The organism is Anaeromyxobacter sp. SG64, assembly GCF_022690745.1.
Taxonomy (GTDB): Bacteria; Myxococcota; Myxococcia; order Myxococcales; family Anaeromyxobacteraceae; genus Anaeromyxobacter; species Anaeromyxobacter soli.
The window spans coordinates 70,121-80,785 of sequence record NZ_JALCZB010000013.1; the positions used below are offsets into that span (position 1 = coordinate 70,121).

Below are 10,665 nucleotides of genomic sequence, written 5' to 3' on the forward strand. Positions count from 1 at the left end.
CCCACGACCCGCCCCGCCCAAGGAATCGCCGCCGGCCCCGGGGCGTTCCAGTGTTCCGGGGCGCGAGCGCGATGCCGCGCGGCCGGCGAGGGAGCGCGAGCGCGGATGGAGCGGAGCTTCGGGCGGAGAGGGTTCTTGAGGGGCGCGGCGCTCGTCGGCGCCGCCGGCGCGCTCGGCGCCTTCCCGTCCGCCGCCGAGGCCCGCCACGCGGCGCCCACGCCGGAGCGTGTGACGTTCGACGTGCCGGGCCTCGATCCCGCGCACCACGGCCTGCGCGTCGCGCAGCTCTCGGATCTCCACGTCGGGCCGCGGACGCCCGCGGAGGTCGTCCGCGCCGCGATCGAGGAGGCGAACGCCTTCCAGCCCGACCTCGTCGTCCTCACCGGCGACTACCTCTCGCACTCCCGCCGCGAGCTCGATCCGATGCACGAGCTGCTCGGCGGCCTCGCCGCGCCCACGATCGCCGTGCTCGGGAACCACGACGTGTGGGTCGATCCGGAGGGCGCGGCCGCGGCGCTCCGGGGCCACGGCTACGAGGTCCTCGAGAACGCCTGGACCACCGTGCGGCTGCGGGGCGCCCCGCTCCCCGTCGTCGGGGTGGGCGACCACCTCACCCGGCGCGACGACGTCGGGAAGGCGCTGAGAGGGCTCGCCGGCCCGACGCCGCTCGTGCTCGCGCACGGGCCGCGCACGGCGGAGAAGCTCCAGCGCCTCGGCCGCCCGACCCTCTGCCTCTCGGGCCACACGCACGGCGGCCAGATCAACATCCCGATCTTCACGCCGCTGTTCCTCTCGGCCATCGTCCACGAGCCGTTCCTGCGCGGCCGCTACGCGCTGGACGGCGGGGTCCAGCTCTACGTGAACCGCGGGATCGGCATGTCCGGGATCCGCGTCCGCGTCAACGCGCCGCCCGAGGTGACGCTCGCGACGCTGCGCCGGGCCGAGCCCGCCTGAGCGACCGAGCGTGATCCCGGGACGATCGCCGCGCCGCGCGCGGCGGGTCGCCCCCGGGCGTGCGCCCCGGCACCGGAAGTTTCGAGCGGCGAGCCGGGAGATCCCTTACGATCGCGGGCGGAGAACGCCCGATGACGCGTCCGGCAGCCGCCCCGTCTCCCGTCACCGATCCGCGCCGCCTCGACGAGGCCGTGGCGCGCCTGCGCGACGGCGCGCCGATCTGGGCGCGCGCGTCGCTCTCCGAGCGCATCGCCCTGGCGCGCTCCATGGCGCGCGGCCTCGAGCGCACCGCCGAGCGCGCCGTCGCGGCGGCCTGCGCGGCGAAGGGCATCCCGCTCGACTCCCCCGTCGCCGGGGAGGAGTGGCTGAGCGGGCCGTACGTCGTCCTCCGCCAGCTCCGCCTCGTCGTCCGCTCGCTCCAGGCGCTCGCGGCGCGCGGCAACACGCCCATCGGCGCCGTCGGCGAGACGCTCGACGGGCGCCTCACGGTCCGTGTCTTCCCCGCCTCCCCCACCGATCGTGCGCTCTTCAGGGGCGTCAGCGCCGAGGTGCACCTCGAGGAAGGCGTCGGGAAGACCGAGCTCGACGAGGGCCGCGCGCGCTTTCACAAGGCGCCCGACCACGACGGCGAGGTCTGCCTCGTGCTCGGCGCGGGGAACATCAACGCGATCCCGCCCGCGGACGTCGTGACGAAGCTCTTCAACGAGGGCAAGGTCTGCGTCCTCAAGATGAACCCGGTGAACGCGTACCTCGGACCGCTCTTCGAGGAGGCGTTCGCCGAGGCGATCGCGCGCGGCTTCCTCGCCGTCGTCTACGGCGGCGCGGAGGAGGGCTGGCACCTCGCGCACCACCCGGGCGTGGACGAGGTGCACATCACCGGCTCGGATCGCACGCACGACCTCATCGTGTGGGGTCCGCCGGGGCCGGAGCGCGCCGCGCGGATGGCGAGGAACGACCCGCTCCTGCGCAAGGAGATCTCGAGTGAGCTCGGGAACATCACGCCGGTGCTGGTCGTGCCGGGGGCGTGGGACGCGCGGACGCTCGCCGCGCAGGCCGAGAGCGTCGCGGGGATGCTCACGCACAACGCGTCCTACAACTGCATCGCCGGCAAGATGCTCGTCACCGCCCGCGGGTGGCGCCAGCGCGACGAGTTCCTCGCGGCGGTGGAGCGGTTCACCGCGCTCGCGCCGCCCCGCCGCGCCTGGTACCCGGGCTCCGCCTCGAGCTACCACCGCCTGCTCGACGGCCGCGGCGACGTGCGGCGCATCGGGGAGGCGGCGGAGGGCGAGCTCCCCTGGGCGATCGTGCGCGGCGTCGCGCCCGATCCCGACGACGCGGCGTTCCGCGACGAGCCGTTCTGCGCCCTGCTCTGGCAGACCGAGATCGGGAGCGCCGATCCCCTGGAGTACCTCGACGCCGCGGTGACGCTCGCGAACGAGACGCTGTGGGGGACGCTCGCGGCGCACATCGCCGTGCACCCGCGCACGCTCTCCGACCGCACGACGGGGGCGGCGCTGGAGCGCGCGGTCCGGCGGCTGCGCTACGGCTCGGTCTCCGTGAACTGCTGGGCCGGGTACGGCTTCGCCTTCGGCTCGACGCCGTGGGGCGCCTACCCCGGTGCGTCGCTCACCGACATCCAGAGCGGCCGCGGCTTCGTGCACAACGCGCTCATGCTCGAGCGCGTCGAGAAGACGGTCATCCGCCATCCGGCCGCGACGTTCCCGAAGCCGCCGTACTTCCCGAGCCACCGCACCGCGCACGCGCTGGGGCGCGGGCTGACGCGCCTCGAGGCGCGCGGCCTCACCGCGCTCCCGGCCGTCCTCGCGGCCGGCGTCCGGGGCTGAGCGCGGGCCGGGGCCGCTGTCCGGGACGGGAACGACGTGGCGGTCGCGTCCCGTGGCCCTGCGGCTCGACACCCCTCGCCCCTCCGTGATGTCATCGCCCCGTTCGCGGGGAGAAGCGCGCGGCGGGGGCCACCGTGAAGAGCTTTCTCCTCTCCTGGCTGACGAGGAAGTACTCCGGGTGCGACCTCGCGTCGTTCCAGCGCGAGCGGCCCGAGGACTGGCTCGTATGGGAGGCGGGTCCCTGGCGGCCGCCCGCGGCCGGGCGGGAGACCATGCTCGCCGACCCCGGCACGCGGCTCGTGGCGGCCGGCGAGTCGCTCGTCATCGCGCTCGCGGCCAGGAACGGGGGTCCGGAGGTCCGGGTCGGCCGGGCGCCCGAGAACGACATCGTGGTCGACGACGGCACCCTCTCGCGCCGGCACCTCGTCCTCCGGCGCGACGGTGCCGGCGGCTGGACCGTCGAGGACGCAGGCTCGTCCAACGGCACGAGCGTGAACGGGCTGCGCATCGGCCGCGCGCCGCTGCGGCTCGAGCCGGGGGCGCGCGTCGAGGCGGGCGCCGTGCGGCTCACGTTCTACGACGGCGCGACGCTCTACCTGCGCCTGCGCGGCGCCTGAAGGGATCGAGCGGGGCGTGGCCCCCGCCGCTTCACTCGCGCGCGAGCGCGGCCCGGAGCCCCAGCCGCGACTCGCGCCTGACCCGCGCGCCGCGCTCGCGGCGGCGGTCGTCGTCCGACTCGGCGACGAGCGGCGCGACGTGCGTGGGCCGCCCGGCGTCGTCGATCGCCACGAAGGTCAGGTACGCGTCGCAGCACCTGCGCCGCTCGCCGGTGCGCGGGTCCTCGGTCGAGACCTCGACGTTCACCTCCATGGAGGTCGAGAACACCGCGGTCACGCGCGCGACGAGGAGCGCCATGTGGCCGATCGGAACCGGCGCGAGGAACGAGAGCTGGTCGATCGACGCCGTGACCACGGGCAGGCGCGCGTGGCGCATCGCCGCCATCCCGGCGGCGAGGTCGATCCACTGCATCACCATGCCGCCGAACGCGGTGCCGTGGGAGTTCGCGTCGCCCGGCATGACGAGGTGGGTGACCTCGACGCGGGACGCGGAGGCGGGCTTCGGCTCCATGGCCCCTCTATACGCGGGCCCGCGGGCCTCCGCCGCCCTTTCCCCCGTGTCGGGTCGCCGCTATAGAATCCGCGCCCCTCTCCGGAGAGCTCGTCCCATGCCGCTCGAAGTCACCCTCATCGACCACGCCCGCGACCCGCTCGCGAAGCTCTACGGCGCCTACCGCACCTGCTACACCCCCAAGACGCCCGGCGAGGTCTGGAGCGAGATCCGCGACGGACGCATCGCGCCCGACGCCATCCGCGAGTTCATCGCGGAGCGGCTCAAGACCGGCCACGCCTCGCCCCTCGAGCAGGTGGTGTTCTGGTTCGGGATCTCGGGCGTCTCCCGGGCGCTCTCGCACCAGTTCGTGCGCCACCGGATCGGCATCTCGTTCGAGCAGCAGTCGCAGCGCTACGTCCGCTACAAGGAGGAGCGGCTCGACTACGTCATGCCGAAGACCTGGCGCGACGCGCACGGCATGGCGGACGAGTACGACCGGCTCATGCGCGAGATCACCCGCGTGTACGAGCTGGCGCTCGAGAAGGGGATCCCCGCCGAGGACGCCCGCTTCGTGCTGCCCAACGCGACGCCGACGAACTTCCAGGTGATGGTGAACTTCACCGAGCTCCTGCACATCGCGGACCTCCGGCTCTGCTGGCGCGCGCAGTGGGAGATCCGGCACATGGTCGCGCTCATGCGGCGCGAGGTGATGAAGGCCATCCCGGAGATCGGCGGCTACCTGCAGCCGAAGTGCGGCGACAAGCGCATGGGCTACTGCGACGAGCCGCGCAAGGAGTGGGAGAAGTGCCCGCTCGGGAAGGTGCGGCCGCACAAGGAGCAGCTCCTCGACGTCTTCCGCGAGTACCGGGCCGGCAACCTCGTGCCCCTCGCCGAGGAGCACCTGCGGACCGTCGAGGACGCGGGCAACGAGGAGTAGCGGCCTCGGCCGGGAGGGGTGGCAGCCCCCCTTGGATCCCCTTCCGCCCCGGCCGGTCCCGGCCGCCCGGGTGACGCTCCGGTAGAATCCCGCGCCGGAGCCCACATGAGACTGTACGTGAAGGCCGCGCTCGCCGCGGTGATCGCCGCCGCCGCGCTGCCCGCGCGCGCCCAGGTCCAGAGCGCGCTCGATCGCGACCAGGGCCTCCCCGCCGGGCTCTCGCTGCCCCTCCCGGGCGCCGCCGCCGCCGAGGAGCCGACGGCGCTCGCGGTGAACCCGGCCGGCGTGGGGTTCGTGCCCCGGCTCGCCGTGCAGGCGTTCCACGAGCGCGACGTCACCCCGGGCTCGAGCGCGGACGCCATCTTCGCCGCCGACGGCGTGGGCCCGCTCGGCGTCGGGTTCGGCATGCAGTGGGTCCGCCCCGGCTCCGGCGACGGGCCGCGCTACCGCAAGACGACCTTCGCCCTCGCCCTCACCGACACGCGCGCCCTCTCGCTGGCGATCGGCTGGAACCGCTGGGCCTCCCGGGACGACGCGCTCGAGCGGCTCTCGAGCTGGGACGTCGGCCTCACGGTTCGGCCGACGCGCTGGCTCAGCGTCGCCGCTGCGATGCGCGACCGCGACGCGCGGCTCTCGGGCGAGCCGCTCCCCATCCGCTACGACCTCGGCGTCGCGACGCGGCTGTGGCGCGACGGGCTCACCCTCTCGCTCGATCTCCTCGGCGACGACGATCGCCGCGACGCGCTGCGCGTGACGCACCTCGCGACCGGCCTCGGCGCGGAGGTCTGGTCCGGCCTCGCCGTCTCGGCCCAGCTCCAGCTCCCGCTCCGGTCGGGGCTGCCCACCGGCGACCGGCCCGCCGCGGTGGTCGCGCTCTCCTGGAACGGACCGTACGTCGGCTGGACGGGGGGCGCCGTGCCGGTGCGCGATCGCACCGGCTCGCTCGTCGGCGTGCGCTTCTCGGGCGAGCGCTACCGCGCCGCGTTCACCGGGCACGACGTGCCGGCCATCGACGTCGAGCGCGCGCTGGAGCCGCCGCGCACGTTCCTGTTCTTCACCTTCGGAGAGCCGGATCCGTACGGCCGGCTCCTCGCGCGCCTCGAGGCGGCGCGCGACGATCCCGAGGTCGCCGCCGTCGCGGTCCGCATCGACGATCTCGGGGTGGGCGCCGGCCGCGCCGAGGCGCTGCGCGCGGCGCTGGCGCGCATCCGCGAGAGGAAGCCGGTCCTCGCGTACCTGGCCGGGGGCGGCACCATCGAGTACTGGATCGCGAGCGCCGCGACCGAGATCGCCGCCCAGCCCGGCTCGACGCTGTTCGTGAACGGCGTCTCCACCTCCACGCTGTTCGTGAAGGAGCCGCTCGCGCGGATCGGGGTGGCCTTCGAGGTGGTGAAGCGCGGCGCGTACAAGAGCGCGCCCGAGCCGCTCGTCCGGACGGAGGGATCACCGGAGGCGCGCGAGATGGTCGGCTCGCTGCTCGACGACGTCTTCGGCCGGTTCGTCGGGGACGTCGCCGCGGCGCGGCGGGTCCCGGAGGAGCGCGTGCGCGCGCTCGTGGACCGCGGCCTGTTCGGCGCGGAGGAGGCGAAGGCGGAGGGGCTCCTCGACGCGGTGCTGTGGCCGGACGAGCTCGAGGGCTGGGCCCGGCGGGTGACGAAGCGGCGCGTGCAGGTCACGGGCGGCTACTCGCCCGACGAGGAGCGCCGGGCGCAGCGCTGGGGCCCGGCGGCGTACGTGGAGGTCGTGCGCGTGGAGGGGGCGATCGCGGGCGGGAAGAGCCGCGGCGACCGGCTCGGCGTCGCGGCGATCGCCGGCGCGGAGACCATCGCCGCCCAGCTCCGGCGCGCCGCCGACGACTCCGACGTGAAGGCGATCGTGCTCCGCATCGACTCGCCGGGCGGCGACGGCGTCGCCTCGGACCGGATCTGGCGCGAGGTGCAGCGCGCCCGGCGCCGCAAGCCCGTCATCGCATCGATGGGCGACGCCGCGGCGAGCGGCGGGTACCTCGTGGCGGTCGGGGCCGACACGATCCTCGCCGAGCCCTCCACCCTCACCGGCTCGATCGGCGTCTTCGCCCTGAAGCCCGATCTCTCCGGCCTGCTCGCCAAGCTCGGCGTGGTCCGCGAGGCCGCGGCGCGGGGCGAGAACGCGCAGCTCACGAGCCTCGCGAAGCCCTGGTCGGCCCCGGAGCGCGCCGCCGTCGAGCGCGAGATCGAGCGCTTCTACGCGCTGTTCGTGGCGCGCGTGGCGGAGGGGCGAAAGCTCACGGCCGCCGAGGTCGAGACCGTGGCGGGGGGCCGGGTCTGGACCGGCCGCCAGGCGCAGGAGCGGCGCCTCGTCGACGGCCTGGGCTCCCTGCGCGACGCGATCCAGCTCGCGCGCGAGCGCGCCCGGCTCACGCCTGACGACGTCGTGATCGTCCGCACGGCCAAGGGCGGCGAGGACGGGGCGGACCCGTTCTCGGTGGGCATCTTCGGCACCGCGCCCTCCCCGCTCGCGCGCACGCTCGCCGCGATCCCGGAGCTCCGCGCCCTCTCGCTCGTGTCGGAGATGGGGCCCGTGCTCGCGTTGCCCGTCGAGTGGGTGGACCCACCACCCGCGCCGTGAAGCACCGGCCGGAGGGGCGCCGCGTCCGCTGGCTGGGCGGGCGGGCCCCCTCGGGGCCGCATCGAAGCTTTCGCTGCGCGATCTTTTTTGCTATGTGATGACTTGTCTGCCCTCCGCGAAGGCTTTACGTTTCACGGCGGCGGGTAGACGAGCCTCTGATCGGCAGGTTGCTGGCGAGTTCGCGTCGCGTGACACGCGGCGCGCTGCGAGCGACGCGACAGGGGCGGCGGTTCGCGGCCCACCGACTGCCAACGAGCCGCGAACGGCGCCAATCCAGGACGCATGACGGTCGTGCCGCGAGGGCGATTCCTTCGCCCCGCTGCCGGAGCAGACGACAGCATGAGCGATAACGAGCAGACCCCGACTCCGGTCGTGAGCGGGGCCCCTCAGAACTCCCAGCCCACCGCGTCCGCCCATGAGGGCGAGGCCGGCGGGCAGCCCGGCGGTCCGGGCGGAGCCCCCGGACAGGGGGGACGGCGGCGGCGGCGGCGGCGTGGTCGCCGAGGTCGTGGCGGCCCCCAGGGCCAGGGTGGACCGGCGGTCGGGCCGAACGGCCAGCCGCTGGCGGCGGCGCCCGCGCAGAACGGGACCGCCCCCGCGCCGCAGGCGCAGCCCGGCGGGCAGGCTCAGCCCGAGGCCACCGAGGAGGTCGAGGGCGTCCTCGAGTTCGAGGGCAAGGGGAACGGCTACCTGCGCGACGTGAAGCGCAGCTACCTCCCGCAGCCCTTCGACGTCGAGGTGCCGCGCTGGCTCATCGACCGCATGCACCTGCAGGGCGGGCTGCTCGTGAAGGGCCAGGCCGCCACGCGGAACATGAAGCGGGTGCTCACGCGCATCGACCAGCTCGAGGGCACCGACCCGATGGCGGTCGCCCGGCGCACCCACTTCCACAACCTCACCGCGACCGATCCGACCGAGAAGCTCGTCATGGAGACGCGCCCGGACGAGCTGATCGGCCGCGTCCTGGACCTCGTCTCCCCCATCGGCCTCGGCGCGCGCGGCCTCATCACCTCGCCGCCCAAGGCCGGCAAGACGATCATGCTGCAGCGGATCGCCCAGGCGATCACCTCGAACCGCCCGGACGTGCACCTCACGGTCCTGCTCGTGGACGAGCGGCCCGAGGAGGTCACCGACATGAAGCGGAACATCAAGGGCGAGGTGATCGGCTCCTCGAACGACCGGCCGACGGAGGAGCACATCCACGTCGCCGAGATGGTCCTCGAGCGGTCCAAGCGCCTCGTGGAGGGCGGCAAGGACGTCGTGATCCTGCTCGACTCGATCACCCGCCTCTCGCGCGCCTACAACAAGGAGGTCGAGTCCTCCGGCCGGACGCTGACCGGCGGCGTCGACTCGCGCGCGCTCGAGCGGCCCAAGCGGCTGTTCGGATCGGCCCGCAAGGCCGAGGAGGGCGGGTCGCTCACCATCATCGCGACCGCGCTCATCGACACCGGGTCGCGCATGGACGAGGTGATCTTCGAGGAGTTCAAGGGCACGGGCAACATGGAGGTCGTGCTCTCGCGGCAGCTCGCCGAGCGGCGCATCTTCCCGGCCATCGACATCGGCGCCTCCGGCACCCGCAAGGAGGAGAAGCTCTTCTCCCCGAAGGAGATCGAGAAGGTCCGCCGCCTGCGCGGGGCCCTCGCCTCGCTGAAGCCGGTCGAGGCGATGGAGCGGCTCCTCAAGAAGCTCTCCGAGTTCGAGACGAACGAGGAGTTCCTCCAGAGCTTCTGACGTTCCCGGGACCGCCCACCCGTCGCCGGGCGGGCGGTCCCCCATGCGAATCCCGCCGCGAGCCGCTATCATCCGCGCCCGATGGACTCGCGCGTCGCGCCTCCAGCCCTCGTAGTGTCCGGCCCGGGCGTCTCGCCCGCGCCCGAGCCCGTGCTCGTCGTGGACGACGACGAGCTCATCCTGAAGGCGCTCGCGCGCATCCTGGAGAGCTCGGGCTTCGCGCCCTGCTGCTACGCCTCCCCCGAGGCCGCCCTCGAGGCGCTCGAGTCGGAGCGCCCGGTCGTGATCATCTCCGACTACATGATGCCGGGGATGGACGGCGTCGCCTTCCTGAACCAGGCGCGGGCGCGGTACCCGGCCGCGATCCGGATCCTCTGCACCGCGGCGGACGACTTCCGCGTCGCCCTCGAGGCGGTGAACTCGGGCGAGGTCTACCGGATCGTCTCGAAGCCCTGGCACCAGACGGAGCTCATCGCGACGGTGACGCAGGCGGCCGAGGCGGCGCGGCTCCAGCGCGAGAACGAGCGGCTCACCGCCGAGGTGCAGCGCCAGAACGGGCAGCTGCGCGAGATGAACGCGCGGCTCGAGGAGATGGTCCGGGCCCGCACGCAGGCGCTGCTCGAGGGGCTCATCGCCGCCCTCGACTACCGCGACGCCGAGACCCAGTGGCACTCGCGGCGCGTGTCGCTCTTCGCGCGGCGGCTCGCGCGGCAGCTCGGCTTCGAGGAGCCGGAGCTCACGGTCGTCGAGCACGGCGCCCTCCTGCACGACATCGGCAAGATCGGCGTGCGCGACCGGGTGCTCCTCAAGCCCGGCCCGCTCACCACCGACGAGTGGACCGAGATGAAGCGCCACCCCGAGCTCGGCTGGGCGCTCCTCCAGCGCGTGGACTACCTGCGCCCCGCGTCCTCCATCGTCCTCCAGCACCAGGAGAAGTGGGACGGCACCGGCTACCCCGCCGGCCTGCGCGGCGAGGAGATCGTGGTCGGGGCGCGCATCTTCCACGTGGTGGACACGCTCGACGCGATCACGAGCGACCGGCCGTACCGGCGGGCCCGTCCCTTCGATCACGCGCGCGAGGAGATCACGCGCTGCACGGGCACGCAGTTCGACCCGAAGATCGTCGAGGCGTTCCTGTCGGTCCCGCCCGAGGACTGGGAGCGGATCCGGCTCGACGTGGAGACGGTCGCGGTGCTCTCCGCCGACCTCGCCGAGAGCCCGCCGGCGCCCGAGGACCTCGCGGCGGCGCTCGACGCGCTGCGCGGCTGACGCCGCGGCGCCGCGGACCCCGGCCCGCGCTACTGCAGCTCGATCCCGAGCAGCGCGGCGGTCTCGCCGCCGCCGACCTCGATCGTCACGGCCGCGCGCCGGCCGTCCCTCGCCCGGAGCTCGACCCGGTGCCGGCCCGGCGCGAGCGCGACGGCGCGGGTCTCGTCGGCGGCGAGCGGCGGGAGGCGCGCCTCGCCGTCCACGACGAGCGTG

General features: G+C 74.5%; 8 protein-coding genes and 1 pseudogene. 7 read left to right on the plus strand and 2 right to left on the minus strand.

From position 1 onward, the window contains the following. Window positions 1–135: 135 nt before the first annotated feature. The 3 genes from MNZ29_RS06415 to MNZ29_RS06425 all read left to right on the plus strand — a co-directional run bounded on the left by MNZ29_RS06415 (window position 136) and on the right by MNZ29_RS06425 (window position 3,415). Complete coding sequence (locus MNZ29_RS06415; RefSeq protein WP_242336066.1) at window positions 136–954, plus strand: metallophosphoesterase; 819 nt, start codon at window positions 136–138, stop codon at window positions 952–954. Window positions 955–1,085: 131 nt separating this feature from the next. Continuing rightward, window positions 1,086–2,798: an aldehyde dehydrogenase family protein gene (locus MNZ29_RS06420; protein WP_242336070.1), complete on the plus strand. Its 1,713-nt coding sequence runs from the start codon at window positions 1,086–1,088 to the stop codon at window positions 2,796–2,798. A gap of 134 nt (window positions 2,799–2,932) precedes the next feature. Beyond that, on the plus strand, window positions 2,933–3,415 hold the full coding sequence (locus MNZ29_RS06425; protein ID WP_242336074.1) for an FHA domain-containing protein: 483 nt from the start codon (window positions 2,933–2,935) through the stop codon (window positions 3,413–3,415). A gap of 31 nt (window positions 3,416–3,446) precedes the next feature. On the opposite strand, the gene MNZ29_RS06430 is transcribed toward MNZ29_RS06425, so the two are convergent. Next, window positions 3,447–3,926 carry an acyl-CoA thioesterase gene (locus MNZ29_RS06430; RefSeq protein WP_242336077.1) on the minus strand — a complete coding sequence of 160 codons (480 nt, stop codon included), beginning with the start codon at window positions 3,924–3,926 and terminating at the stop codon, window positions 3,447–3,449. Between the two features lie 97 nt (window positions 3,927–4,023). Between MNZ29_RS06430 and thyX the strand changes: the two genes are divergently transcribed. The 4 genes from thyX to MNZ29_RS06450 all read left to right on the plus strand — a co-directional run bounded on the left by thyX (window position 4,024) and on the right by MNZ29_RS06450 (window position 10,452). After that, on the plus strand, window positions 4,024–4,845 hold the full coding sequence (gene thyX, locus MNZ29_RS06435) for an FAD-dependent thymidylate synthase (protein WP_242336080.1): 822 nt from the start codon (window positions 4,024–4,026) through the stop codon (window positions 4,843–4,845). Window positions 4,846–4,950: 105 nt separating this feature from the next. Beyond that, entirely contained in the window at window positions 4,951–7,452 is a 2,502-nt protein-coding gene (gene sppA / locus MNZ29_RS06440) for a signal peptide peptidase SppA (RefSeq protein ID WP_242336083.1), read from the plus strand. A gap of 339 nt (window positions 7,453–7,791) precedes the next feature. After that, window positions 7,792–9,183: a transcription termination factor Rho gene (gene rho, locus MNZ29_RS06445; RefSeq protein WP_242336086.1), complete on the plus strand. Its 1,392-nt coding sequence runs from the start codon at window positions 7,792–7,794 to the stop codon at window positions 9,181–9,183. An 81-nt stretch (window positions 9,184–9,264) separates the two neighbouring features. After that, window positions 9,265–10,452, plus strand: a complete 1,188-nt coding sequence (locus tag MNZ29_RS06450) for an HD domain-containing phosphohydrolase (protein WP_242336089.1) — start codon at window positions 9,265–9,267, stop codon at window positions 10,450–10,452. Between the two features lie 29 nt (window positions 10,453–10,481). On the opposite strand, the pseudogene MNZ29_RS06455 reads toward MNZ29_RS06450, so the two are convergent. Further along, window positions 10,482–10,665 (minus strand): annotated as a pseudogene (locus MNZ29_RS06455) (serine/threonine protein kinase); the annotation flags it as partial.